The sequence below is a fragment of the Bradyrhizobium genosp. SA-4 str. CB756 genome, from assembly GCF_000473125.1.
Taxonomy (GTDB): Bacteria; Pseudomonadota; Alphaproteobacteria; order Rhizobiales; family Xanthobacteraceae; genus Bradyrhizobium; species Bradyrhizobium arachidis.
Genome location: NZ_KI421499.1, coordinates 3,647,305 through 3,673,150 on the forward strand (window position 1 = coordinate 3,647,305; position 25,846 = coordinate 3,673,150).

Genomic DNA, 25,846 nt, shown 5'->3' on the forward strand with positions numbered 1-25,846 from the left:
GGGCGAACTGGATGGACCGACTTCTCATGGACTCAGCGCAAGCCGTTGAAACTAAAGAAAAAGCCCCTGAGACCGAGGGCCTGCCGGCAATCGCCACGAGCCCCGAGCGGTTCATCAATCGCGAGCTGTCCTGGCTGCATTTCAACCGCCGCGTCCTGGAGGAATCGGTCAATCCCAGCCACCCCATGCTGGAGCGGGTGCGATTCCTGTCGATATCGGCGAATAACCTCGACGAGTTCTTCATGGTCCGCGTCGCCGGCATCAAGGCCCAGGTGCGCGAGGGCATTGCCGAACGCGCGCCCGACGGCCTGACGCCGTCCGAGCAGCTTGCGCTGATCAACCGCACCGTCTCCCAGCTCGCCTCCGACCAGCAGGCGATCTGGCGCGACCTGCGCGGCACGCTGGCCGATGTCGGCATCGTGCTCGTTGACGGCAAGGACGTCACCAAAGCGGAGCGGACCTGGATCGAGGACTATTTCCTCAACAACGTGTTCCCGCTGCTGACGCCGCTCGCGATCGACCCGGCTCATCCCTTCCCGTTCATTCCGAGCCTCGGCTTCACCATCGCGCTCCAGCTCACGCGCGAGGCCGACGGCAAGCAGATGAACGCGCTGATCCGCATGCCCGGCAAGATCGACCGCTTCATCCGCCTGCCGTCCGAGGGCAAGGCGGTGCGCCTGCTCTCGCTGGAGCAGGCGACCGGCCTGTTCATCAACCGTCTTTTCCCCGGCTACAATCTGCACGGCCAGGGCGCCTTCCGCATCATCCGCGACTCCGAGCTCGAAATCGAGGAAGAGGCCGAAGACCTCGTCCGCCTGTTCGAGACCGCGCTGAAGCGCCGCCGCCGCGGATCGGTGATCCGGCTCGAGATCGACGCCAAGATGCCCGAGGAGCTGCGCAGCTTCGTGCAGCACGCGCTGTCGGCCGCCGATGACGAAGTGTTCCTGGTCGATGGCGTGCTCGCCATGAACGAGCTCTCGCAGCTCACCCGCCTCGACCGGCCCGACCTCGAATTCACCCCTTACGTGCCGCGCCATCCCGAGCGCGTGCGCGAGCATGGCGGTGACATCTTCGCGGCGATCCGCCAGAAGGACCTCATCGTCCACCATCCTTACGAATCCTTCGACGTCGTCGTGCAGTTCCTGCAGCAGGCCGCGCGCGATCCCGATGTCGTCGCGATCAAGCAGACGCTGTACCGCACCTCCAACAACTCGCCGATCGTGCGCGCGCTTGCGGAAGCCGCCGAAGCCGGCAAGTCCGTCACCGCGCTGATCGAGCTCAAGGCTCGGTTCGACGAGGAAGCCAACATCCGCTGGGCGCGCGACCTCGAGCGCGCCGGCGTGCAGGTCGTCTATGGCTTCCTCGAATTGAAGACGCACGCGAAACTCTCGATGGTGGTGCGCCGCGAGGGCGGCAGCCTCACGACTTACGTCCACACCGGCACCGGCAACTACCATCCGGTCACCGCGCGTATCTATACCGACCTCTCCTACTTCACCTCCGATCCGACCATCGGCCGAGACGCTGCGCGCGTGTTCAACTTCATCACCGGCTATGCTGCTCCGAGCGATCTGGAGAAGATGGCGGTATCGCCGCTGACCCTGCGCAAGCGCATCATCGAGCACATCCAGGGCGAGACCGCGCATGCCCAGCACGGCCGTCCCGGCGCGGTCTGGATGAAGATGAATGCGCTCGTCGATCCCGACATCATCGACGCGCTCTATGAAGCCTCGCAAGCCGGCGTGCAGGTCGAGCTCGTGGTGCGCGGCATCTGTTGCCTCAGGCCCGGCATTCCCGGCCTGTCGGAGAATATCCGCGTCAAGTCGATCATCGGGCGATTCCTGGAACACGGCCGAATCTACTGCTTCGGCATGGGCCAGGGCCTGCCGAGCGCCAAAGCTGCTGTGTATATCTCGTCCGCCGATATGATGCCGCGCAACCTCGACCGCCGCGTCGAGGTGCTGTGTCCGCTGCAAAATCCCACGGTGCATCAGCAGGTTCTCGAACAGATCATGGTCGCGAACCTGAAGGACAATGAGCAGAGCTGGCAGTTGTTGCCGGACGGGTCCTCAACGCGTATGAAGGCCGCGAAGGGCGAGGAGCCTTTCAACGTGCACAACTACTTCATGACAAATCCGAGTCTGTCTGGCCGTGGAAAGTCGCTCAAGGAATCCTCGCCGCGCCGCCTCACGCGCCGTAATGAACGTCATCAATCCTGATCCGGGACCGTCGACGTGAAGCGGCCGCGCAAGCGCGGCTCGAGCGTCGCGGTCATCGACATCGGGTCCAACTCGGTCCGTCTCGTCGTCTATGAGGGGCTGACGCGGAGCCTCCTTCCGATCTTCAACGAGAAGACGCTGTGCGGCCTCGGGCGCGAGGTGCAGAGCACCGGCCTGCTCGCGCCTGACGCCGTCGACAAGGCGCTGACCTCGCTGAAGCGATTCCGCGCCCTGTGCCGCGTGATGCAGGTCGGCCGCGTGTTCGCGATCGCGACCGCGGCCTGCCGCGACGCCTCCAACGGCCCCGACTTCATCGCCAAGGCCGAACGCATCTGCGCGGTGAAGATCGAGATCCTGTCCGGCCCGCGCGAGGCGCGGCTGTCGGCACTCGGCGTGATCTCCGGCATCCATCTTCCCGACGGCATCGTCGGCGATCTCGGCGGCGGCTCGCTCGAATTGATCGACGTGCGCCGGAACAGCGTGCGCAGCGGCGTGACGCTGCCGCTCGGCGGCCTCGCGCTCCAGGACCTCGCGCACAAATCGCTCAAGCGCGCCGACCGCATCGTGCGCGAGGAGATCGATGAGGTGCCGCAGCTCGTCGCAGGCCGCGGCCGTGCCTTCTACGCCGTCGGCGGCACCTGGCGCGCGCTCGCGCGCATCCACATCATCCAGAGCGGCTATCCGCTGCAGGTGATGCACGGCTACTCCATTCCCGCGGCTGAGGCGCTCGACTTCTCGCGCCGCCTGCGCCGCCTTGCCGCCACCGGCATGCTCGCCGACATCGAGGTCGTCGCCGACGCTCGCCGCCCGCTCCTCACCTATGCGGCGCTGGTGCTCGAGCACATCATCCGCGTGGCAAAGCCGAAGACCATCGTGTTCTCGACCTTCGGCGTCCGCGAGGGCCTGCTGCACGAGAAGCTCACGGAAAGCGAGCGCAACAAGGACGGGCTGATCTGCGCGGCCGAGGAGCTGAACCAGCTGCTGTCACGTTCGGCGAAGCATGCCCGCGAGCTGATCGCCTGGACCGATATCCTGGTGCGCGTGGTGAAGCTGCGCGAGACGCCGGAGGATCGCCGCCTGCGCCACACCGCGTGCCTGCTCTCCGACATCGGCTGGCGCGTGCATCCGGACCATCGCGGCGAGCAGACGCTGAGCCTTGTCGTCAACGCCAATTTCGGCGCCATCACTCACACCGAGCGCGCCTTCGTCGGCTTGTCCGTATTCTATCGCTATGCGGGCCTCAGCGAAGAGAACCAGCCGCCGGCCACGATGCAGGAGCTGCTGACGCCGGCCCAGCTCGAACGTGCCCGCCTGCTCGGCGCGGCGTTTCGCGTCGCCCATCTGATCTCGGCGGCACGTCCCGGCGTGCTGCCGGCCACGCATTTCCGCAGCCAGGGCCGCAGTCTGATGCTGGTGTTCGAGCACCGGCTCGTCGACCTCGTCGCCGACCGCGTCGGCAGCCGCTTCCGCCAGCTCGCCCGCCTGATCGGCCGCAACGGCTCGATCGTGCGGCGGTAGGCTAGTCTGTTCCACCTGTGAAAGCAGACATCACGTCGTCGAAGACTGAGGACCGCTAAGGGCCACAAGCAGACGTTACGCCTCGGCTCATCCCGGGTGAGTCCGACTTCGCGACGACAAACCAAGTAAGACTTACTTACGTGGCTCGGTCACCACCTTGGTTGATCCGTCCGGCGCTGCCTGCATTCCCGGGGGGCTTTGACCTTGCGGGCTTTCCGGCGGCGCGCCCCCCGATTTCGTGTCCAGCGGTCCGGTCCAACCTTGTGGCTGCAATTGACCTTTTTCTTCTGGTGCCGAGCGTCCAGTTGTCATGTCCTTGGGGTCGGTCTGCGCTGCCGCAAATCCGCACGACAACGCCCAGCCGACTGCCGTTATCAGAATGATCCGCATTGCGAGACTCCGCTTGGCTGATCGAACCAACAGGCGGGTCCCGCTTCAGTTCCCTCCCCGCAAACGATCTCCGCCTCGGGTCATGGCCGATCTTCGCGGCTTCCGCTCTCCGCCCAACTGCGGACGCGTCGACAGCCACCGGGACCTCCAGCCACGGCCAGGAGCGGAAGCCGCGATTTGGACCACAGGCCCGCTGCCATGATCGGCGATAAGTATCGTACGTGAAGTGGTTCACAAATGGACGAGTGAGACCGCGGTACGCTAACCGGGCCCTTGGCCGACGTGCACCAGTGGGATCAGCAGGTTCGAGATCGAACATCGACGTTCACCGCTCGGTCGCATGTATCGTATTTCTCAATGCTGACTCCATGAACTGCCAAATTTGGTTCGAGGGCATTCTGTGCGGCCGGGAGCCCAAGAACGACAAATCTCTTCGCGCAACTCAGAACGTTGATTGGAGAATAAGCCAAACGATAAATCAGATGGAGGTTCCGATGGTGAAGAGAGCGATCACGCTTGGCGGTGGGGGCCCGGCAGCAGGGCTGCATATCGGGGTTCTGGAAGCTCTCGCCAATGCAGGAATAACCTTCGACGTGTGGGCATTGTCGTGCATCGGCGCCTGGGTTGGGATTGTCTATAACCAGTTCGACGACAAAGTAGTTGCGAATAAATACAGGGCGAAAAGGACCTATGAATTCTTCAGGGATAACGTGTTTCGCGACGACGAAAGCTACAAGCGCTTTCCCATCAACACGGTGTTCGGCCCGGATTGGGGAACCATCAGCAAGGCTATGTCCGACTTCGTCACAGATGCCAATACCTATAAGCATTTGTGGGATCCGCAGGCGATGGCGAGTGCCGTCGAGAAAACCATGTCGCTCTGGTTCCCTCAACGCCCAAATAGGGGCTGCGGGGGAAGGTTCACGATCCCGGACGAGGGCGACAGAAATAGATGGATTCTCAATCAGGTGTTGGCACCAAATCCTTTCGTTCGCTATGCCACGTCGATGATGTATCTGTCCCATGTGACCGGCCTCTCCAGGATCAACTATCCGCAGAGCCAATTCATGAACGGCATCAATTTCGACGAGCTGAACAAGCCCGAAAAGCCGTTCATATTTCACAACGCCTGGAATCTCGACGATCACAAGCTCGCGTTGTTTTCCAACCGTGAGTTTGATCAGACTCGGAGGGCCAAGGACATTGAGTACAACGTGCCCATCACTGCATCCAGTCTGTGCGCGTGTTCAGCCCTTCCCTTCATCGAAGAAACGGTGGAGATCGACAAGGTTACATATTGCGAGGGAGCGCTGATCGACACGGTCAACTTCGAGAGCCTGATCCAGGAGCATCATAAGCCGGGCGATGAGCTCGACGAAATATGGGTGAGCCGGATCGTCGATGCGAAGCAAGTCCGCAAACCGAAAAACCTTCACGATGCCTTGGCAAATCTCTGCCAATTGTTCGCAGCAACCGTTGGCGAAGACGACGTCAAGCTCTTCAAGTACCACGTCCGGTGCGACGGGAAAAAGGACAGTCGGTGGCAAGGCACAGTCGTGGAGATTCATGTGCCGGGGCACATCAATTTTAAATGGAATCACAGCAACCTGCATGGTGGGCGCAAGTTGGGGAAAGCCGCCGCGGAACAAGCGATTGCCGCATACTACGAACATCAAGATCGTCCGCCGCATCCCGGGCCACATTTCATCAACGAGGATCCGGCGAACGACCATGCGAAGGAATGGCGGGAGGTGCAAGGTACCTATCAGGAATGTCGTCAGCAATTCGACGCTTGACGCCGGGGTAAACCGGCCTTGCAACCTGCTGAGTCACGTCACTCTATCTGTAGTTCAGCCAGAACTACCGCAGGCGGTCGAGCAACGCCTTTGCCTGCTTGACGTCCCGTGTTTCAAAACCCTCGGTGAACCAGGCGTGGATGGGCGCGAGCAGGTCGAACGCTTGCTGGTGCTTCCGCTCATCGATCCACAACGCGGCAAGGTCTGTTGCAGCTCGAAGCTCGAGGGCCTTGGCGTGCTGGCTTCTTGCGATTGTCAATGCGCGATCGAGCAGTAGTTGCGGCTCGGTGGCAGCTTCCGATGCGCCGCGGACGAGCAACGCGCCCGCTTTCAGCCGGTACAGCTCGGCCTCAAATATCCGTTCGCTGTTGCGGCCGGTCGTGGCGAGGCCCTGTTCGATCAGCTCCAGCGTAGGTTCGCGCTGATGGCTCGACAACAAGGCCGGAGCCAGGAGCACGTACAGTGCCGTGATGCCGAGCTGATAGCCCGCGCCACGATATTCATTCATCGCAGCCTGGATTTCCTCGAGCGCGGCGGATGAGGGATCAAGAAAGGTGGCGCTTATCCCCCGGACGGCGCGCGACAATCCCCGCCATTGCCTGAATGCGTGCTCTTCCGACAAGCTGAGACAGCGGTCCGCGTAGCGGTGCGCCGTCAGGAACTCGCCCCGAAGCGCGTGGATAATGGACGCATAATAGGTCGCGTAAGCCTGGGAGTGCGGATGATTGATGGCATCTGCGCGTTCGATGGCAGCATTCACACGTGCGAGCGCCGTATCGGGGTGGCCCAGCAATAACAGCGCCCATGACATCAGAGCAAGGTCGGCCACGCCCGCATCCTGCCCGGCGGCCCGCGCCGCCAATCTGTCCTGCTCGCTGCTCGCCTCGAACGTCTCGAAGGCCCGTTCGATCACCTCGCGCGCGCCCGTGAGATGTCCCATGAAAAGGCGAATCATGCCTTGGCCGCGCATCGCGTTGAGCAGCGTCGGTCGATCGTGGCGCGCTTCGGCGAGATCGAGCAGCGCCGAGATCATTTCCTCGGCGACCGGCAGCTCACCACGAATGACGCTCGCTGTGGTCAACCAGAACATGATCTGCAGTTGTTCGGGGGGATCGTTGAGGCGCTGGCAAAGCGCGCGTGCGCGCGCGAAGGTCGCCACGGCCTGAGGCGAGGCCGGCCCCAGGGTGGCGATCAGGCATGGTCCCAGCTCGAACTGAAAATCAAGCTCCAGCCTGTCCTTCACTGCGCCGTCGGCCAGATGGGCCAAGACCTCGATGCCCTTTCGCAAATGCGCGATGGCTTCGAGGTTGGCGGAGCGCATGGCCGCCTTCCTGCCTGCCTGGAGCCAATAGTCCCTGGCCTTGTCGAACAGTCCCGCCTCCGTCAGGTGGAGTGCGAGGGTTTCGGGTTGAGCCTCCACGATTTCCGGAAATCGTTGCTCGAACGCATCGGCTATGGTGGCATGCAGCGCGGCGCGCCGGCTCTTCAGAAGTCCCGCTTCGGCGGCGTCCCGCACCAGCGCATGCTTGAAGGTATAGACCGCCCGCGGTATCTCGCCCCGGCAGAATATCAGCTCCGCCCGAACCAACTGGGCAAGCGCCTCCTCGAGCCTCTGCGCCGGCAACCCGGCAACAGCGCTCAACAGTTCGTAGGAGAACTCGCGCCCGACGACGGCGCCGATCTGGGCCACGTCCTTCACCGGGGCTAGTCTGTCCAGTCTCGCCATCAGCGATGCGCTCAATGTAGTCGGAATCGCCATCGGGGGCAGCGGACGGCTGAGCGTGTAATGGTCGTCCTGCTCGTGCAACAGCCCGGTTTCGAGCACGGCTTTCGTCAACTCCTCGACGAACAGGGGCACGCCATCGGTACGGGCGAGGATTTGGTCCATGACCTCCTCGGGAAGCGTCTTGCCCGCCGTGACACGCTCGACCAATGCCGCCCCGTTGCGGCGGTTCAGCCGCGTGAGCGAGAGCGTCGTCACATGAGCATGGCTAGGCCAGGGCGGCGTGAACTCCGGTCTCGCGGTGATGAGCAGCAAAACGCGAAGCCGCGGTACCTTCTCCAGTGTGACCGTGAGCAGCTCCAGTGAAGTCGGGTCCGCCCAATGGGCATCCTCGAAGATGACGAACACCGGCTGCCGCGCCGCCAATGCGTCGAGCTGGTCGAACAGCGCGGCAAGCGTGACGTCCTTGCGGTTCTGCGGACTGAGCTCGGGCAGACGGTAGCGGTTGCTGATCGGCAGCGACAGAAGGTTGGCCAGGGGCGGCACGACACGGTCCGCGTCACCACCGAAGCGCAGGAGCAGAGCCTCGAGCTTGGCAAACTTCTCCGTTGGCGTCTCGCCTCGCTCGAACCGGGCGGCGCGTTCGAGGTTGGCGATGAAGGGATGCAGCGCGCTGTTGGTGTGATGCGCCGAGCAGAAATGGCGCACCGTGATGTGCCGTTCCGCCTGCAGCCGCTCTTGCAGCGCCAGTGCTATGTGCGACTTGCCGATGCCTGGCTCGCCGGTGAGAAGCACGACGCAGCCTTCGCCTGACGCAGCATGCTGCCAGCGCCGCAACAGCAGCTCGATCTCTTCGTCACGCCCGATCGGTGGTGTCAGTCGAGTCTTGTGCTGCGCTTCGAAGCGGCTTTCCACGCCGCTGATCCCGAGCACCTGCCAGGCGGGTATAGGCTCCGACCATCCTTTAAGCGCAACAGGCCCGAGATCGCGATATTCAAAATATCCTTCCGTGAGCTGGTGCGTGCTCTCGGAGATCAGCACCGTGCCGGGCTCGGCGAATTGCTGCAGGCGAGCGGCGAGGTTCGGTGTCTCGCCAATCACCGCCTGCTCCTTGGCGGCGCCTTCGCCGATCAGGTCGCCGACCACGACCATGCCGGTCGCGATGCCGATGCGGACCTGCAACTGGGTGCTGACGTCCGTCTCGAGGTTGGCGACGGCATCGACCAGCGCGAGCCCGGCGCGTGTTGCCTGCTCGGCATCGTCCTCGTGGGCCTGGGGATAACCGAAATAGGCGAGCACGCCATCCCCCATGTACCGCGCGATGATGCCTTGGCTCCGCGCGATGATCTCCGCGATGCAGGCATGATAGGCGCGGATGACCGCGCGCAGATCCTCTGGATCCAGTCGGGCCGAAAGTGCCGACGAGCCCACCAGATCGCAAAACATGACCGTGAGCTGGCGTCGCTCGGCGCTGTCCCGCGGCGCTGGTCCGGCGGCCGCTTGAGCCGATCCGAGGACGTCACCCTTGAGGTCTGCGATCACGCGCAGCAGCTTGCGCCGGTGCCCGAGCAGGACGCCGAGGTCCTTGAGGTCCTGCTCCGTGAGGTCGCCAATGACGGAAAGGTCGATGGCATTCTCGGCGAAACGCTGGGCGTACTCGCCCAAACCGATCGATGCGAGCCACTCTGCAGTACCTGTCATGGGATACCTATGGCTTATGCAATGAGAATAGCACACTGGAACAGCCTGCGAAGGCGCATCTATCGCCAGAAGCGCAGATCGCCCGACCTCTCGCCCAATTGATAAGGGCTCCGGCGAAAACTGGATGCTGGCAAGCGATGTCCGCTCAGGGTCAAAAGGCGCCATCAGTCGGCGCCACGGCCGCGTGTGCTCAGCCCGCCGAAGGCGGACATCTTGGCGTTCGACATGGATGTCAGTAACGCGCCAGAAACCGAAGGTTGTACCAAGTTTGTGCGGGATTGTCCGCATAGGGACATGACGCTTTGGGTCACGATCAGGCATCCCGGACTTGTCCGAGCTTGGTCCCCTCATGGCCCAGAAGCGGACGCTCGGATGTATGAGTACGCGCCCTAGCTCGCCCTGATCCTCCTCGGGCGCTTCTTGAGCCACATGATCGCGCCACTGACGAAGAGGACGAGTGGCGCGATGCCGGCTGCGAACACCAACAATCGTCCGGAAAGTCCGAACGTCGCGCCATTGTGGAGCCAGAGCTGTTCGGCCACATAGCGGTCGCCCAGCGACATGGCATCGGACGTGCGATCGTGCAGCACCGCGCCACTCCATGGATCGAGCCAGATCGCCCCTCGTGCCCGCACGGCGGGATCAGCGCCATCCGCGCGGAACTGCACGCGCCACGTGTTGCGCGTTTCGCCTGGCGGGGACAGCATGGCGACCGCCCTGCCCGGCTTGGCCTCCTCTGCGCGTCGCATAATCGCATCGGGAGAGAGCAGCGGTGTCCCGGCGGGAGGCGGTGCTGCGATCCGTGGCGAGGGATCAGGTGTCGGCTGCGACAGAACGCCGACGATGGGACGCACCACGTCCGGAAAAACGAGACCGATGCCGGTGATCGCGAGTCCTGGGAGCACTAACAGCGCCCAAAAGCCGGCGGCGCCATGAACGTCGAAGACAAATCGCAGCAGCGACACGTCCCTGCGGATCGATATCGATCGCCAGAACCGGCCCGGCTTCGGCCACCACAGGAATAAGCCCGACGCCGTCAAGCCCAGCAGCATGAACCCGGCCACGCCGACCAATTCCCTGCCCCACCACTCGTAGAGCAGCAGCGTATAGTGGAGACGATAGACCTTGAGCGCGAACGCATTGATATAGTCACGCCGCCCCAGCACCTTCCCGTTTGACGGATCGACCATGGTCGTCCAACGATTTGGGTAATGACCTCTCTGGGTTTCGTGCGCATGTATGACGACCCAGACCGGCCAGGTCCGATCCGGAACGAGGATCGTGGAAATCGGCGCGGCGTCCGCCGCCGCGGCCGCGCGGATCACCTCGCTCAAGACAACCCTTTGTTCCGGGGTCGCAGGCGCGTAGAGCGCCGGGTTCAGAGCGGCGTCGATTTCGCGATAGAAGACGATGAAGCTTCCCGTGAGGCCGATCAGCACGACGACGATACCTCCGGCCAGCCCGAGCCAGCGATGAGTCCATAGAAGCCCACGCCGCGCACGTCCGGCGAGGTTCCGGCCCCGCAACATCGTCATTGCACGCGTCAAGCCGAGCCGGCTCAGAAATCGGTCGACATCGACAGGAGCAGGGTTCGCGGATTACCCTGCGACACCGCGGAGAAGCTCGCAACGCCGGCCCAGTAGTTGGTGTCGAACACGTTCTGGACCAGGGCCCGGAGCGTCACCGGCCGGTTGTTGATGCGCGTGGTGTAGCGGGCACCAAGGTCGAGCCTCGTCCAGGCCGGAACGACCTGCGCATTCGCCGCATCGAGATACTGGTATCCGGTATAGACGGTGTTTGCGACCAGCGTCAGACCAGGCGCGAACGGCGTATCCCATTCAGCAGACAGGTTCGCTTGCACCTGCGGCACACCGATCGGCGTCTTGCCGAGATTGGCCGGCGTGCTCGTCTTGGTCAGTTCGGGGTCGATCAGCGTCACGCCGCCAAGAACTCGAATGCCCGGCTGCACCTCTCCGAACACGGTCAATTCCAGGCCGCGATTACGCTGCTCGGCGTCGGCACGGAAGACCTTGTCGACGCCGAGCTGTCCCGACGGCTTGGTGATCTCGAACAGGCTGATCGTGGTGGCCAGCATGCCGAAATCGATCTTGACGCCTGCTTCCTTCTGCTTGCTGAAATAAGGCGCCAGAACCTCTCCGGAATTGCTCGCCGTCGTCGGTGCGATGTCGCCTTTGCTCAGCCCTTCGATGTAGTTGGCGTAGAGCGAAACGTTGCTCCAGGGCTTGACGACGACGCCGACCATCGGCGTGAACGCCGTCTGATCGTAGGAGGCGGTGACGGCGCCTGTCGTGGTGTTGTAATTGTTCGACTTGACGCCCTGCTGCCGCACGCCAACGGTCAGCTGAAGACGCTCCTGGAAAACTGACAACGTGTCTGCCAGCGCAAGGCCGGTCAATTCGGTGTCCGACAGCTTCGGAACGGTCGCGGGCGCTGGAACGAGCTGCTCGGGACGGGCGATCGGCGCATAGGTATTGGACAGCACCGGCGTCCCGGACACAGAGCCCCGTCCGATCTGGTCTGTGTAATAGCTCCCCTGGAAAGTCACGGCGTGACTGATCGCGGCGGTGTCGAACCGGGCCCGCACACCGGCGTCGGCCACGTCCCTGTCGATGTCGAATTTGAAGTGCCCCGGTGTCGACGTGGTGTTGCCGGCCGCGTTCAGGATCGTCGGCGTGCCGAACAAGCGATCGACCTGGGTCCGGCCGCCACCGCCATCGGCGAACACCGTCACGGAATCCGTCACGTCGTATTCGGCCCGCGCCAGCAGCGAGTTGTCATGAACCTTGGCCCATTCCCAGGCCTGCGTGACATTGCGCCTGCCAACTGGCGCGGTCGGGACGGCGACGCCTGTTGCGACCAGAAACGGCCTGGTGGGCGCGTCGAACTTTTCCTCCTGATCGATGAAGTCGAGCGACGCCCTGAATCTCTCACCGCGATAGTCGAACGCCGCGGAGCCGACATGTGCCTCCCGGCTCTGATTGTCGAGCGGCGTATCGCCATTGTGATAGCTGCCGTTGACGCGAATGCCGAATTCGCGGTTCTCGCCGAACCGGCGGCTGACGTCGAGATGGGTACCGAACTGCGAGCTCGTCGCGTAGTCAGTCGTCACGCGCGTGAGATCGACATCCCCGGCACGCTTCGGAACGATGTTGATGGTGCCGCCGACGCTGCTGTTTGGGGCCATGCCGTACAGCAGTGCGGTCGGCCCCTTGATGATCTCGATCCGTTCGACGTAGTCGGTGAACACGCGGTAGTTCGGCGCGACACCATAGACGCCGTTGAAGGCTATTTCTCCGACATTGCCCTCGCCGATAGGAAATCCGCGGATGAAGAAGGAGTCGAGAATGCCGCCGGTCTGCCCCGTGAAGCGAACCGAGGGGTCGTTGCTGATGACGTCGGCGACCGTCGTGGCCTGTTGATCCTCGATCTTCTTGGCGGTGTAACTCGTGATGTTGAACGGCGTATCCATGAAGTCCTTGTTGCCGAGCAGGCCGACCTGGCCCCCGCGGGCGACCTGCCCGCCTGCGTAGGACTGCGGGAGTGCGCCCGGTTTCGGCGCGGCGGGATTTCCTTCCGCCTGAACCGCTGGCCGCTCAGTTGCGCGCGAACCGGCGCGAGCCGCCGTCCGGCCCGGATTGGAGCGGGGACGCGCGCGCTGCTTCGGCGCATCGCCGACAACGGTCACCGCCGGTAGCGCGGTCTCGCGCTCCGCCGCGGGCGCCGCGCCCTGCGCGTTGACGTGCTGCGGCAGGCCGGCAGTGAACAAGGCGATGGTGGCGACTGAGGCCGCGAAGGCTGTCGGTCTGGAGAACCTCGGAAGCACGGTGACGGTGGACGCAAGAACAGCAATGGGACGGCAAATGACTCGCGATGGCATCGCACCAGCTTCCGATTTCATGAACATGAACGACGGAGCGACGTGCCGCGGGCAGCATTATCGAGTCAACGAAAGTGGCTTTTGATTTCAGCAGTTTATAATGAGATAAACTCTAGATCGCCCGGAGGTTGCGAACATTGTGATTCACGCTGCGACATGTCGAAGCGCGTCACGCGAGACTGCTTGACGGGAGAGTTCGCGGGGAGCTGCGGTGCTCGCCGGCGCGTGAGCCGGCAAAACCGATCACGCAACTACGCTTGGGGGATTATTCAGCCGACGCCTTGGCGTGGCGCTCGGAGGATTCGAGCGCGGCCTGGCCGAGGCTGCGCCGGCGCCAGATGGTGCCGACGACCAGCACGACGACGACGCCGAGCGCTGCGCAGAGATACTCGCCGCCACTTCCGCCATGGCCGAATTGCAGCGGGATGCGCATGCCGGTGAGCATCTTGTCCAGGGAGGCGCCGAGCGGCCCCTCGAACAGCGTGTGCAGCCTGGGCGCGACGCCGGGATCGGTCGCGATCACCTCGCCCGCGATCCAGCCGAGCAGCGCAGCACCAGCCCACACCAGCACCGGCAGCTTGGCCAGCAGCGCCATGATCAGCGCCGCACCGGCGACGATCAGGGGAACGCTGATGGCAAGGCCGAGGATCAGCAGCGGCACGCTGCCATTGGCCGCCGCCGCGACCGCAATGACGTTGTCGAGGCTCATGACGATGTCGGCGACGACGACGATCTGCACGGCCTGCCACAGATGCGAGGCGGACTCGACGCCCTCCTCGTCCTCATTTTCAGGCACGAGCAGCTTGGCCGCGATCACGATCAGCGCGAGACCGCCGACGAGCTTGAGATAGGGCAGCTCCATCAGGCTGGCGACGATGCCGGTGAAGATGATCCGCAGCAGCACGGCCGCGCCGGCGCCGAGGATCATGCCCCAGAGCCGGTGCCGCGGCTTCAGGCCGCGGCAGGCGAGCGCGATCACCAGCGCGTTGTCGCCGGAGAGCAGGATGTTGATCCAGATGATCTTGCCGACCGCAATCCAGAAGGTCGGTTCGGCCATCTCATTGCGGAACTGGGTGAAGAATGCCCCGATCGTAGCGGGATCGAAGATCTGCCAGAGCCAGTTCACAATACGTCCTTTCGCCCCGTCGCCTTGTTAACGCGTCAGCCGAGAGATCAGCCGACGATCTCGTTGCCCGAGAAGAACTGCGCGATCTCGATCGCGGCGGTCTCCGCGGCGTCCGAGCCGTGGGCCGAGTTCTCGCCGATCGACTTTGCGTAGAGCTTGCGGATGGTGCCGTCGGCGGCCTTGGACGGATCCGTCGCACCCATCGCGTCGCGGTACTTGGCGATCGCGTTCTCGCCTTCCAGCACCTGCACGACCACCGGGCCCGAGGTCATGAACTCGACGAGCTCGCCGAAGAACGGGCGGGCCTTGTGGACGGCATAGAAGGTCTCGGCCTGTTCCTTGGTCATGCGGATGCGCTTCTGCGCGACGATGCGCAGGCCCGCCTTCTCGATCACGGCGTTGACCGCACCGGTCAGGTTACGCGCGGTCGCATCGGGCTTGATGATCGAGAAAGTGCGTTCGATGGCCATAATCTTGTCCTTGAAGAAGAAAGCGGAGGTTTTCGAGTTGCGGGGCTTATATCGGCGCCTTCGCGTTACGGCAAGCGACCGCCCAAACGGCCGCACAGGCGCTTCGCCGCAGGGCCGGTCCCCAGGATTTAAGCATGGATTACAACAATTTCACCCAGATGAACCCAATCTGAAACCCCCGTCAGGATTGGGTTCAGCTTCGCCGGCGTAAGGTCGGGCCTATCGAAACCGAAGCCTGATCCCAAAGCCGATCATTTGGCAGACCGTTTCGGCGGCCCTTTCATCGACGCGATAGCCCCGCGCCGGCAGTCTTTGAGGAGATCACCATGTTGAGGAAACTTTCGCTTGCCGCCGTCGCTGCGGTCGCGCTGGGTGCCGCGCTGGCACCGACCTCCGCCTCCGCTCACTGGCATGGCGGCTGGGGCTGGCACGGCGGTGGTGGCGGCTGGCACCACGGCTACGGCTGGGGCGGCCCGCGCTTCTATGCCCCCGTCTCTTACGGTTATGGCGGCTGCTACGTGCGCCGGCTGGTCCCGACCCCCTGGGGACCCCGCTGGCGACTGATCAACCGCTGCTACTGAGCCCGACAGCACCTTAAGCCCAAGTAAAGCCCCAAGCACCTTCCCCCTAGGTACCTTCCCCCCAGGGTACCTTCCAAGCGAAGCCCCGGCGTCCCCCCCTGCGCCGGGGCTTTGTATTGATCGGATAGCGTGCGCATTCATACAATTTTTACTAGAATGCCGGGCATTCCCCACGGCCAGCGAAACAATTTGGGGGGCCAAGGACTTGGTACCGTGTCTTTACTTTGAGAACACGGAACCTCTGCGATGGCTGGGCCTTCTGCCAATGACAGCGAACAGATCGACCGGCGCACTAGCCGCTCGATTTGCGATGCCGTGGGCGAACGGCTCCAGCAGAGCATCCGCCCCGAACCGCGGCTGCCGACGCATCTCGAGCATCTCCTCGACGAGCTGAGGCGGCGCGACCGCGATCCGCATTGATTTGATTCGGACCGCTTGTGGTCACGGAAAAACGGGTTGCGTTCGAGGCGCCTTGCGGTGACAAGGCCACATGCTTTCCATCACCGACCTCTCCATCCGCCTCGCCGGACGCCTTCTGATTGACCAGAGTTCCGTGCAGATCACGCCGGGCTCACGCGTCGGCATGGTCGGACGCAACGGCACCGGCAAGTCGACGCTGTTCAAGGTGATCCGCGGCGAGCTCGCGGCCGAGCACGGCACAGTGACCCTGCCGCCGCGCTGGCGTGTGGGCAGCCTCGCGCAGGAAGCCCCGAACGGCCCGGAGAGCCTGATCTCCGTCGTGCTCAAGGCCGATCTCGAACGCGACGCGCTGCTTCACGAAGCCGAAAGCGCAACCGATCCGCACCGCATCGCCGAGATCCAGACCCGGCTCGTCGATATCGACGCGCATTCGGCGCCCGCACGCGCGGCCGCGATCCTCTCCGGCCTCGGCTTCTCCGCCGCCGACCAGCTGCGTCCCTGCGCCGAATTCTCCGGCGGCTGGCGCATGCGCGTCGCCCTTGCCGCGACGCTATTCGCCGTCCCTGACCTCTTGCTGCTCGACGAGCCCACCAACTATCTCGACCTCGAAGGCACGCTGTGGCTGGAGGATCATCTCGCGCATTATCCGCGCACGGTGATCGTGATCAGCCATGACCGCGACCTGCTCGATAGTTCGGTCGACCAGATCCTGCATTTGGAGCGCGGCAAGCTCACGCTCTACAAGGGCACCTATTCCTCCTTCGAGGAGCAGCGCGCCGCGCGCGAGCTGCTGGATGCCAAGGCCGTCAAGCGCCAGGAAGCCGAACGCGCGCGCCTGCAAGCCTTTGTCGACCGCTTCAAGGCCAAGGCCTCGAAGGCCCGGCAGGCGCAGTCCCGCGTCAAGATGCTGGAGCGGCTGAAGCCGATCACGGCGCTGGTCACCGAAGACGTGCGCGAGATCAGCTTTCCCGCGCCGGAGAAAATCCTCTCGCCGCCGATCATCGCCGTCGACAACGCCTCCGTCGGTTACGACCCGGCAGCACCGGTGCTCGGCCGAGTCACCTTGCGCATCGACAATGACGACCGCATCGCGCTGCTCGGCGCCAACGGCAACGGCAAGTCGACACTTGTAAAACTGCTCGCCGGGCGCCTTGCGCCCTTCTCCGGCAAGGTGACGCGCGCCGACAAGCTGTCGATCGCCTATTTCGCGCAGCACCAGCTCGACGAATTGAACGAAGACGCCTCAGCCTACGACCACGTCCGCAAGCTGATGGGTGATGCGCCCGAGGCAAAAGTGCGGGCGCGCGCCGGCGCGATCGGCTTCTCCGGCAAGGCCGCCGACACCAAGGCCGGCAAATTGTCGGGCGGCGAGAAGGCGCGCCTCCTGCTGGGCCTTGCGACCTTTTTCGGCCCCAACATGATCATCCTGGACGAGCCGACCAACCATCTCGACATCGACAGCCGCGCGGCACTGGCCGAAGCCATCAATGAATTCCCCGGTGCCGTCATCATGGTCTCGCACGACCGCTATCTGATCGAGGCCTGCGCCGACCGGCTCTGGATCGTCGCCGACCGCACCGTCACCAATTACGACGGCGATCTCGACGAGTACCGCCGCCTGGTGCTGTCCGCGCGCAATGCCGAAGAGCCGGCGCGCGAGCGCAATGCGCCGAGTGAAAAGCCGCAGCGTCCGAAGTCGGACAATCGCGGCTCGCTGAAGAAGCGCATCGCCGAAGCCGAGGCCGAGATCGCGCGCGTCACCGACATCATCGCCAAGATCGACACCGCCCTCGCTTTGCCCGACATTTTCACCCGCGATCCCAAGCAGGCCGCCCAACTCTCGAAGGCGCGCGCCAACGCCGCGGACGCGCTGGCGCGGGCGGAGGAGCAATGGCTCGAGGCGAGCACGCAGTTCGACGAAGCCGCCACCTGACTTCAAGGCCCGCAAAACAACCCCATGCACGGTACCGAAGCCATTGAATAGGCTTAGCTAAACGGAAAGGCCTAGCGTTCTCGCATGATCTCATGCCGGTAGCGCTGCAATGGCGACAAAAGGTAACTGAGTATGGTGCGTGAGCCGGTCTGGATCTCCACCGTCACGGCCATTCCCGGCGACAGGCTGACCAGGCGGTCGTCCACCTGCATCTGGGTGCGATCGAGCGAGATGCGGGCGCTGTAGCTGAGCTCCTGCCCGGTGGGCTCGCTGCTGTCATGCTGCTGCCCGAGCGCGCGGTCGCCGCGCTCCGGCGGGCGGTCGCGGATAATGGCGTCCTGCGAGACGCTCAGCACGCGGCCTTCCAGCAGGCCGTAGCGGGTAAAGTTGAAAGTGTCGATCTTGATCGCGGCGCCCTGCCCGGCCTCGACGAAGCCGATGTCGCGGTTGGAGATCATCGCCTCGACCTCGAGCCGCGTATCCGACGGCACGATCACCAGCAGCGATTGCGCCGGCGTGACGACGCCGCCGACGGTGTGGACCGCAAGCTGCTGCACGACACCGTCAACCGGTGATGCCAGTTGCTGCAAGCTGGTCCGCTGCTCCGCCTTGATCAGGTCGCGCGCAACGCTATTGGCCTTCTGCTCGCTCTTGGCGAGCTCGTCGGAGATGGTCTTCCTGTACTCGGCCACGGCTTGCGTGCGGGTCTCGCGGATCGCGGCGACAGCGGACTCAGCTTCCTTCAAGCGGCTGTTCTGGACGCGAAGCTCCTCCTGCTGCTCGATCTGGAGCTGAAGCGTCTCGTAATAGGTCAGCTTCGAGCCGATCTCCTTCTCCATCAGCGTCTTGCGGATCTCGACGCGCTGCTGCGTGACCGGGAGCAACGCATCGAGCTTGTGGATCGTCGCCGCGATGGTCTGATGCTCGGCGTCCTTCTGCGCCTCCTGGCGCGCAAGCGCCGCGAGCTTGGCACGATGCTCGCCGACCTGGCTCGCGAGCAGCTGCCGCTGCGTCGCGACCAGCGCGGGGTCGGCGTCCGCGGGTACGACGAGATCAACCGAAGCATCTTCGCCAGCCGTCAGCGCGGCGCGCAGGCGCGCGATATTGAGACGCTCGGCCATGAGATCGTCATGCAGGCGATCGCGCTCGGCGGCATTCACGGTTGGATCGAGCTCGATCAGCACATCGCCGGATTTGACCGCCTGCCCGTCCTGCACGTGGATCGCACGCACCACGCCGGTCTCGAACGGCTGGACCACCTTGCTGCGCCCGCTCGACACGACCTTCCCGGTCGCGGACGCCACGATGTCGATCGTGCCCCAGGCGGACCACGCCAGCGCAGCGCAGACCAGAAGCATCAGGGCGATCGCGATGGCGCGGCCGATCGGCGACGGCGGTGTCTCGGTGATCTCCAGCGCCGCCGGCAGGAACGCGATTTCCTCGCCGCGCCGGGTATTTGCTTTCCTGAAGGGAACGATGGTCTGTTCCGACTTTCGGGCCGGCACGGTGCTAACCGACCTCATAGAGGCCTCCCTGAAGGCGGTGCAGGGCTGCATAGCGGCCGCCGGTCTTGATCAAGGCGTCATGCGTGCCGTCCTCGACCAGACGTCCCCGCTCCAGCGTGAAGATGCGGTCGGCGCCGCGCACGGTGGACAGGCGATGCGCGATGATCAGAACCGTGCGGCCCTTCGCGATCTCCTTCATGTTGTCGTGGATGATCCGCTCGCTCTCATAGTCGAGCGCGCTGGTGGCCTCATCGAAGATCAGGATGCGGGGATTGCTCACCAGTGCGCGGGCGATCGCGATGCGCTGGCGCTGCCCGCCCGACAGCGTCGAGCCGCGCTCACCCACCACGGTGTCGTAGCCTTCGGGGAGCTCCAGAATGAAGTCGTGCGCGCCCGCAAGCCTTGCCGCCGCCATGATGCGCTCCATCGGCAGGGCCGGATCGGCCAGCGCGATGTTGTCCCGCACCGAACGGTTGAACAGCGTGTTCTCCTGCAGCACGACGCCGATCTGCCGCCGCAGCCAGGCCGGATCGGTCATGACGAGGTCCATGCCGTCGATCAGCACGCGGCCGCCCTGCGGCAGGTAGAGCCGCTGCACCAGCTTTGCGAAGGTGCTCTTGCCCGAGCCCGACGAGCCGACGATGCCGACGGTCTGGCCCGCCGGAATGTCGAACGAGACGTCGTGCAGGATTTCCGGTCCATCGACCCGGTAGCGGAACGCGACGTGCTCGAAGCGGATGTTGCCCTGAAGCGGCGGCAGCCCGGCACGGCCGGCGGAGTAAGCCGGCTCCGCCGCGCTGTTGAGGATGTCGCCGAGCCGCGCGATCGAGAGCCGTGCCTGGTGGAAATCCTGCCAGACCTGCGCCAGTCGCAGCACCGGCGCCGAGACTCTGCCTGCAAAGATGTTGAAGGCGACGAGCTCGCCGACGGTCAAGGCGTCACCGATCACGAGCCGCGCGCCGACATAGAGGATGGCGGCGGTGACGACCTTGCTGACGAACTGCACGAGCTGGCTCGCGGTGTTGCCGAGGCTGCTGACGCCAAAGCTCGCCGAGACGTAGCCGGCGAGCTGCTCTTCCCAGCGCCGCTGCATCTGCGGCTCGACCGCCATCGCCTTCAACGTCTCGATGCCGCTGACGCTTTCGACCAGGAACGCCTGGTTCTCGGCGCCGCGGCGGAATTTCTCCTCCAGCCTGCGGCGGAACAACGGCGTCGCCACCGCCGAGATCGCGATGTAGAACGGGAACGAGCCCAGCACGATGCAGGTCATGACAGGCGAATAGGCGAACATCACCGCCAGAAACACCGAGGTGAAGACCAGGTCGATGAGCAACGTCAGCGACGATGAGGTGATGAAATTGCGGATATTCTCGAGCTCGCGCACCCGTGCCACGGAATCGCCGACGCGCCTTGCCTGGAACCAGGCCATCGGCAGCGCCAGCAGATGGTGGAACAGCCGCGCGCCGAGCTCGACGTCGATGCGGTTGGTGGTGTGCGCGAACAGATAGTTGCGCAGGATCCCGAGCACCGTGTCGAACAGCGAGACGACGACGAGGCCGATCACCAGCACGTCGAGCGTGGACAATGAGCGGTGCACCAGCACCTTGTCGATCACGACCTGGAAGAACAGCGGCGAGACCAGCGCGAACAGCTGAAGGAAGAACGAGGCGGCCACCACCTCGCCCAGCAGCCGCCGATACTTGCCGATCGCGCCGATGAACCAGGTGATGTCGAAGCGGCGTCCAAGGTCGGAGAGCCCAGCGCGCCGGGCCATCAGGATCAAGCTGCCGTCCCAGAGCGCGACAAGCTCGTCGCGCTCCATGAACACCGGCCGCTGCGCCTGCGGCGACTGCACCAGCACCTTGTCGGCCGTGGCTTTGGCGATGACCATGAAGCTGCCGTCACGCAGCATCGCGATCGCCGGCAGCGGGGTATCCGACAGACGCTTCCATTCCGTTCGATAGGTTCGCGCCTTCAGTCCGAGCGACCTGGCGCAGCGGACGATGTCCGCTGCGCCGAAACGTGTCGTACCAAGCCGGTGCCTGAGCTGGTCGCGGTCCGCCGCGACACCCTGCAGATGCAGCAGGGTGAGCAGCGCGTCGAGACCCGTGTCAGGCAAGACCATGTTCGTCGTCATGGGTGTTCTCCGGAGCGGAGCAGCTGGAGCGGGATGTCTATGGGTTGAGTTGAATTTGGCCTGCAGCAGCGCTTTCCCCGTTCCCTCCCCCCTTGCGGGGGAGGGAACGCACCTTCGTCGACGCGCTAGTTGAGGCTCACCCGATCGCTGTCAGGCGTGCTGCGGCGGGGCTAGCGTCTGGGTCTGCGCCGTGTGCGGATCGGCCAGCGGCATCTCGCCGTGGCCGTCGCCTGCGGGAGCGAAGCTTGCCGCCATGGCCTGGTTGAGCAGCATCGCTGCGGCGAATGCTCCGCCCTGGATCACGACATTGCTACCGCTGCCGCCGTCGAGGACGTCAGCACCTCCGCCGCCGATCAGGACGTCATCGCCTGCCCCGCCGGTCAACGTGTCGTTGCCGGAACCGCCGATCAGGACGTCGTCGCCGTTGCCGCCATTGGCGACGAGCTGGATGCCGCCGTGCAGGCCCGAGGCCGTGATGACATCGTCGCCGTCGAGACCGTTGATGACGATCCTGTCGCCCGCACCGGCATCGGTGATGTTGATGTCCTGGCCAAGCCCCGACACCGTGATGATGCCGTCGTGCTCGGTCACCGTGATGACGTCACTGCCGCTGGTGCCGTTGATGTTCACCGTGTCGGCGGCACCGTCATTGGCGCCGAGGTCGAGGTTGATCTGGTTCACGCCGGTCCCGGAGAGATCGCCGACCGTGATGTTGTCGGCGCCACCCAGGGCGTTGAAGTTGATGTGCTCGACGCCGTTGAGATCCATCGCGATGGCGGCGACGTCGCGGGTGAACAGCACCCGGCCGCCATTGGCCGAGATGTTGATGTTCTCGCTGATATTGGCACCGTTGAACTGCAGGGTGTCGGTGCCCTTGCCGCCTTCGACGACGTCGCTGCCGTCGCCGGGATTCCAGACGAAGGTGTCGTCGCCGGCTCCGAGATTGGCGACATCGTTGCCGCGGCCGCCGTTCACGATGTCATTGCCGGCGCTGCCGGTGATCGTGTCGTTGCCGTCGCCGCCGTTGATGTCGAGGCTGAACGGCTGCCCCGCCTTGATCGTGGACGCGTTGATGACGTCGTTGCCCGCACCGCCGTTGACGCTGAGCACGTCACCGGCATCGGAGTGAGCGATCGTCACCTGCGCCGCAAGGCCGTTGACCACGATCGAGCTGCCCGAGGTCGTCACCGAGATGTTGTCGTCTCCGGCACTGCCGTCCACCGTGACGCGGTCGGCAGCTCCATCGCCGCTGGTGCTGCCGGGGCCGGCGCTGAGGTCGATGGCGACCTGGGTCACCCCGGTCCCGGTCAGGTCGTTGACGGTGATATTGTCGGCCCCGCCGGCAGCCGCGATCTGCACGTGCTCGACGCCATCCAGATCCATGACGATGGCACCGACGTCGCGGGTGAGCAGCGTACGGGTTCCGTTCGCCGAGATCGACATGTTCTCGGCCACATTGGAGCCGTTGAAAACCAGCGTATCCGTACCTGCGCCGCCCTCAACGGTGTCGCTGCCATCGCCGGGATTCCACGTGAAGAGATCGTCACCCGCACCGAGATCGGCGACGTCGTTGCCGCGGCCGCCGGTGACCTTGTCGTTGCCGTCACCACCGATCAGGAGATCGGCGCCCTGGCTGCCGGTGATGGTGTCGTTGCCCGCACCGCCGTCGATGGTCAGTCCGATCACCGCGGGAAGCGCGGACGCGTCGATGACGTCGTTGCCGCCGAGCTCCTGGATCACCAGACGGTCGTTGGCCCCTTCCGCATTCGCGATCGTCACGACTTCCGGCAGGCCTGTCACCGTGACCGTGGTGCCCACGGCCGTGACCGTGATGTGCTGGTTGCCGTTGGTGCCGTTGACGGTCACTGTATCGGCCGCGCCGTCGCCTTGCGTGCCCCCGGGCGTGGCTCCGAGATCGACCAGCACCTGCTTGACGCCGGTGCCGGTGAGATCGCCGACGTTGATGTTGTCGGCGCCGCCGCGCGCATCGAATTCGATCTGCTCGACGCTGTTGAGGTCCATCGTGATGTTGGCGACGTCGCGGGTGAAACGCACCCTTCCGCCATTTGCCGAAATGTCGATCTTCTCGTTGATGTTGGCACCGTTGAACAGCAGCTTGTCGTTGCCCGATCCGCCTTCGACCGTGTCGCTGCCGTCGCCTGGATTCCAGATGAAGGTGTCGTCGCCCGATCCGAGCTGGGCGACATCGTTACCGCGTCCGCCATTGGCGATGTCGTCACCGGAGCCGCCGATCAGCAGGTCGTTGCCGTCGCCGCCGGTGATCCTGTCGTTGCCGGCGCCGCCGTCGAGCGTCAGCGAGATCAGTGGAGCGAGCCCGTTGCCCGCGGTGATGACGTCGTCGCCGCCGCCGGCGTGCAGCACCAGATTCTCCGTCGTCCCGATGTCGAGCGAAAACGGCGCAGCACCGGTGCCGTCAAATCGCACGCGCGTGCCGTTCGCCACAATCGTGAACGTCTCGGAATCATTGCTGCCGTTGACCTGCGCCGTGTCGATGCCGTCACCACCCTCGAACAGATTGGTGCCGCCGCCGGGATTCCAGATCATGAGGTCGTTGCCAGCTTCGCCGAACAACTGGTTGTCGCCGCTACCGCCGTCGAGCGTGTCGTTGCCCGCTCCGCCGAACAGCAGATCGTTGCCGCCGCCGCCCTTGATCGTATCGTCACCGGCCTGGCCGAACAGGAGATCGGCACCCGAGCCGCCCGTAATCTTGTCGTTGCCGTCGCCGCCGAAGACGTGCACCGCCGGCATCGGGCCGTTGGATTCGTTGACGGTGATCGTGTCGTCGCCGCCTTGACCGAAGACGTCGATCTCGTTGGTGTTGGCGACGGTGGGATCGCCACCGGCCGTTTTCACAGAGCCGTTGTTGACCAGGATGCGACCGGACTTGTCGCGGCCGATCACAACGCCGTTATTCGTACCGTCGCCGAAGATGGTGAGCTGGCCCGTAACCGGGGAAAAAACAGAGGTAACAGACATCCAAATGATCCTTCAAATGATCCTTCGATCGATCTCGCCCCTCATCTCAATGCGTAGCAGCCGCACATGTGACAATCCTGAAGCGTCGCTTGAGACGCGCGTGATTATTCTGGAGATTTCCTCCAGTTTTGCTTCGCGCTACGTTCCACGGCGGATGCAATGACTCTCACGTGAGAGTCGCGCGATCATGCGTAACGGCGGCGTGATTTCACGAGCGTGTTCGACGAGGCTGGGCGGCTCGCGCGCAGCGCAGGAACAATGGCTGGAGGCGAGCGCGCAATACGATGAAGCTGTTGGGTAGCTATTGCTCTATGGGACTTGGTTGACGCACGTAATAGATGTCCCACTCCGCTTCGTGCGTCCGCTCGAAGCCGTGTCGTTGATAAAAGCGATTCGCTTCGCTGCCACGCAGTGCATCCAGGCGGATCGAGATACGCTGCGAATCGGCATCTGCGAAGATCTGTCGAAGCACCGCGGCTCCGATCCCCTTTCCCTGTTCAGGCAGGATGATGAAGCGGCACAGCGCGGGCTCGAAGGTTGCCAAAAAGCGATCGCGCGCGCTGCGGATCAAAGCGTCCGACATGCTCCAAGCTCTCGCGCATCGCGGCGATGCGGATGGCCACCAGCTCGTCAGCGTCGGACTGCGTCGTGGGCGCGAAAGTCAGACTCATTGGAAAGCCTGTTAGGCCGCACCACCTCCGGAGCTACACCGCACGTTAGTCCGTGCTACCGAGCCGAGTCCCGGCTAGGCGTAGCGTCATTCCGCCAATGCTTCGTATCGCCGGGGCATGCCGCGCCGCGTCCGGGACACGAGCATTCACTTACGCCGACTTCTTCTTTGGCTTCGGCTTGGTCGCCTTCGGCACGACCTGCGGCTCGGGATTGCCCTCGATCGAGGACAGGCGGCCGGACGTGAAGGTGTAGATGCCCGCGCGCGGGCCGGTGGTCCAGGTCACCACGGCGACGCGGCGGCCGCCGGCATCGTTGGAGAGATTGACGTTCGAGGGCGCGCCGATACCGCGCACGACGTCGCATTCGGTGTGGCCGAGCGCAACTGTGCCGCCCACCGGCGCCGGCGCCGTCGTCGACGCATTGGCATCGGAAGGTCCCGGCGGCGGCGCCATGCCGGGACAGGCGCCGTCGGCGCTGACCAGATCCTCGGCCGTCACCGGCTTGTCGGGCGTCAGCGGCGGCGATTCGATCGAGATGCTCTTGATGAAGAGGCGGCCGGGCCGTTGGAACCACTCGGCGTCCTTCGACAGCAGATCGGTCCCGCCCGAACAGCCCGCAACCAGCGGTGCGAGGGCAGCGAGCGCAATTATGAGCGAGCTGGGAAGCTTTTGATGTCGCACGATAAACTAAATTCCCCGCGTGAAGGACGACCCCTAAGCACTTGTCCCACCATCACTTTGCGGCACGAAATTGACCAAAG

Annotated in this window: 18 protein-coding genes; 7 read left to right on the forward strand and 11 right to left on the reverse strand. The window is 64.2% G+C overall.

All coding sequences use genetic code 11. The features are described 5' to 3' along the window. The first annotated feature begins 26 nt into the window (after window positions 1-26). Window positions 27-2,219 (forward strand): RNA degradosome polyphosphate kinase, encoded by a 2,193-nt coding sequence (locus BRAGE_RS0118045; RefSeq protein ID WP_027557613.1) that lies wholly within the window; start codon window positions 27-29, stop codon window positions 2,217-2,219. 15 nt (window positions 2,220-2,234) lie between these two features. Next, window positions 2,235-3,737, forward strand: coding sequence for an exopolyphosphatase (ppx, locus tag BRAGE_RS0118050; protein ID WP_027557612.1), 1,503 nt, complete (start codon window positions 2,235-2,237; stop codon window positions 3,735-3,737). A gap of 132 nt (window positions 3,738-3,869) precedes the next feature. Here ppx and BRAGE_RS54630 read toward each other — a convergent pair whose 3' ends face one another. Then, a complete protein-coding gene (locus BRAGE_RS54630; RefSeq protein WP_141262990.1) occupies window positions 3,870-4,127 on the reverse strand; it encodes a hypothetical protein in 258 nt (85 codons plus the stop codon). Window positions 4,128-4,621: 494 nt separating this feature from the next. Here BRAGE_RS54630 and BRAGE_RS0118055 point away from each other — a divergent pair, with 494 nt between their 5' ends. After that, on the forward strand, window positions 4,622-5,923 hold the full coding sequence (locus BRAGE_RS0118055; RefSeq protein WP_231164349.1) for a patatin-like phospholipase family protein: 1,302 nt from the start codon (window positions 4,622-4,624) through the stop codon (window positions 5,921-5,923). Window positions 5,924-5,987: 64 nt separating this feature from the next. Here BRAGE_RS0118055 and BRAGE_RS0118060 read toward each other — a convergent pair whose 3' ends face one another. From BRAGE_RS0118060 to BRAGE_RS0118070, 3 genes are all read right to left on the reverse strand, one after another. Beyond that, window positions 5,988-9,347, reverse strand: a complete 3,360-nt coding sequence (locus BRAGE_RS0118060; protein ID WP_027557610.1) for an adenylate/guanylate cyclase domain-containing protein — start codon at window positions 9,345-9,347, stop codon at window positions 5,988-5,990. A gap of 389 nt (window positions 9,348-9,736) precedes the next feature. Then, entirely contained in the window at window positions 9,737-10,882 is a 1,146-nt protein-coding gene (locus tag BRAGE_RS0118065) for a PepSY-associated TM helix domain-containing protein (RefSeq protein WP_283807141.1), read from the reverse strand. Window positions 10,883-10,905: 23 nt separating this feature from the next. Next, window positions 10,906-12,837, reverse strand: a complete 1,932-nt coding sequence (locus BRAGE_RS0118070) for a TonB-dependent receptor (RefSeq protein ID WP_051378474.1) — start codon at window positions 12,835-12,837, stop codon at window positions 10,906-10,908. Between the two features lie 289 nt (window positions 12,838-13,126). On the opposite strand from BRAGE_RS0118070, the gene BRAGE_RS56425 reads away from it, so the two are divergent. Beyond that, window positions 13,127-13,330, forward strand: coding sequence for a hypothetical protein (locus tag BRAGE_RS56425; protein WP_159073914.1), 204 nt, complete (start codon window positions 13,127-13,129; stop codon window positions 13,328-13,330). A gap of 180 nt (window positions 13,331-13,510) precedes the next feature. On the opposite strand, the gene BRAGE_RS0118075 is transcribed toward BRAGE_RS56425, so the two are convergent. Further along, entirely contained in the window at window positions 13,511-14,371 is an 861-nt protein-coding gene (locus BRAGE_RS0118075; RefSeq protein ID WP_027557607.1) for a TerC family protein, read from the reverse strand. A gap of 47 nt (window positions 14,372-14,418) precedes the next feature. After that, window positions 14,419-14,841 (reverse strand): nucleoside-diphosphate kinase, encoded by a 423-nt coding sequence (gene ndk / locus BRAGE_RS0118080; protein ID WP_027557606.1) that lies wholly within the window; start codon window positions 14,839-14,841, stop codon window positions 14,419-14,421. 326 nt (window positions 14,842-15,167) lie between these two features. Between ndk and BRAGE_RS0118085 the strand changes: the two genes are divergently transcribed. From BRAGE_RS0118085 to BRAGE_RS0118095, 3 genes are all read left to right on the forward strand, one after another. Then, window positions 15,168-15,422 (forward strand): hypothetical protein, encoded by a 255-nt coding sequence (locus BRAGE_RS0118085; RefSeq protein ID WP_027557605.1) that lies wholly within the window; start codon window positions 15,168-15,170, stop codon window positions 15,420-15,422. Between the two features lie 246 nt (window positions 15,423-15,668). After that, on the forward strand, window positions 15,669-15,842 hold the full coding sequence (locus tag BRAGE_RS55925; protein WP_167336514.1) for a hypothetical protein: 174 nt from the start codon (window positions 15,669-15,671) through the stop codon (window positions 15,840-15,842). A gap of 70 nt (window positions 15,843-15,912) precedes the next feature. Continuing rightward, window positions 15,913-17,775 carry an ABC-F family ATP-binding cassette domain-containing protein gene (locus BRAGE_RS0118095; RefSeq protein WP_027557604.1) on the forward strand — a complete coding sequence of 621 codons (1,863 nt, stop codon included), beginning with the start codon at window positions 15,913-15,915 and terminating at the stop codon, window positions 17,773-17,775. A 71-nt stretch (window positions 17,776-17,846) separates the two neighbouring features. On the opposite strand, the gene BRAGE_RS0118100 is transcribed toward BRAGE_RS0118095, so the two are convergent. From BRAGE_RS0118100 to BRAGE_RS0118120, 5 genes are all read right to left on the reverse strand, one after another. Further along, the gene (locus BRAGE_RS0118100) at window positions 17,847-19,298 is read right to left on the reverse strand and encodes an HlyD family type I secretion periplasmic adaptor subunit (RefSeq protein WP_027557603.1); all 1,452 of its coding nucleotides are present in this window, start codon (window positions 19,296-19,298) and stop codon (window positions 17,847-17,849) included. Further along, window positions 19,285-21,417 (reverse strand): type I secretion system permease/ATPase, encoded by a 2,133-nt coding sequence (locus tag BRAGE_RS0118105; protein ID WP_027557602.1) that lies wholly within the window; start codon window positions 21,415-21,417, stop codon window positions 19,285-19,287. Before BRAGE_RS0118105 ends, BRAGE_RS0118100 begins: the two co-directional genes overlap by 14 nt. 150 nt (window positions 21,418-21,567) lie before the next feature. Continuing rightward, window positions 21,568-24,414, reverse strand: coding sequence for a beta strand repeat-containing protein (locus BRAGE_RS0118110; RefSeq protein ID WP_027557601.1), 2,847 nt, complete (start codon window positions 24,412-24,414; stop codon window positions 21,568-21,570). 301 nt (window positions 24,415-24,715) lie between these two features. Further along, entirely contained in the window at window positions 24,716-24,997 is a 282-nt protein-coding gene (locus BRAGE_RS48825; RefSeq protein WP_199820226.1) for a GNAT family N-acetyltransferase, read from the reverse strand. A 238-nt stretch (window positions 24,998-25,235) separates the two neighbouring features. Further along, complete coding sequence (locus tag BRAGE_RS0118120) at window positions 25,236-25,766, reverse strand: hypothetical protein (protein WP_035729822.1); 531 nt, start codon at window positions 25,764-25,766, stop codon at window positions 25,236-25,238. Between the last annotated feature and the right edge of the window lie 80 nt (window positions 25,767-25,846).

Coding starts and splice junctions, on each gene's coding strand:
- BRAGE_RS0118045 (WP_027557613.1), top strand. CDS start 27: ATGGACTCAGCGCAAGCCGTTGAAACTAAAGAAAAAGCCCCTGAGACC.
- BRAGE_RS54630 (WP_141262990.1), bottom strand. CDS start 4,127: ATGCGGATCATTCTGATAACGGCAGTCGGCTGGGCGTTGTCGTGCGGA.
- BRAGE_RS0118055 (WP_231164349.1), top strand. CDS start 4,622: ATGGTGAAGAGAGCGATCACGCTTGGCGGTGGGGGCCCGGCAGCAGGG.
- BRAGE_RS0118060 (WP_027557610.1), bottom strand. CDS start 9,347: ATGACAGGTACTGCAGAGTGGCTCGCATCGATCGGTTTGGGCGAGTAC.
- BRAGE_RS0118065 (WP_283807141.1), bottom strand. CDS start 10,882: ATGACGATGTTGCGGGGCCGGAACCTCGCCGGACGTGCGCGGCGTGGG.
- BRAGE_RS0118070 (WP_051378474.1), bottom strand. CDS start 12,837: ATGGATACGCCGTTCAACATCACGAGTTACACCGCCAAGAAGATCGAG.
- ndk (WP_027557606.1), bottom strand. CDS start 14,841: ATGGCCATCGAACGCACTTTCTCGATCATCAAGCCCGATGCGACCGCG.
- BRAGE_RS0118085 (WP_027557605.1), top strand. CDS start 15,168: ATGTTGAGGAAACTTTCGCTTGCCGCCGTCGCTGCGGTCGCGCTGGGT.
- BRAGE_RS55925 (WP_167336514.1), top strand. CDS start 15,669: ATGGCTGGGCCTTCTGCCAATGACAGCGAACAGATCGACCGGCGCACT.
- BRAGE_RS0118095 (WP_027557604.1), top strand. CDS start 15,913: ATGCTTTCCATCACCGACCTCTCCATCCGCCTCGCCGGACGCCTTCTG.
- BRAGE_RS0118100 (WP_027557603.1), bottom strand. CDS start 19,298: ATGAGGTCGGTTAGCACCGTGCCGGCCCGAAAGTCGGAACAGACCATC.
- BRAGE_RS0118105 (WP_027557602.1), bottom strand. CDS start 21,417: ATGACGACGAACATGGTCTTGCCTGACACGGGTCTCGACGCGCTGCTC.
- BRAGE_RS0118110 (WP_027557601.1), bottom strand. CDS start 24,414: ATGTCTGTTACCTCTGTTTTTTCCCCGGTTACGGGCCAGCTCACCATC.
- BRAGE_RS48825 (WP_199820226.1), bottom strand. CDS start 24,997: ATGTCGGACGCTTTGATCCGCAGCGCGCGCGATCGCTTTTTGGCAACC.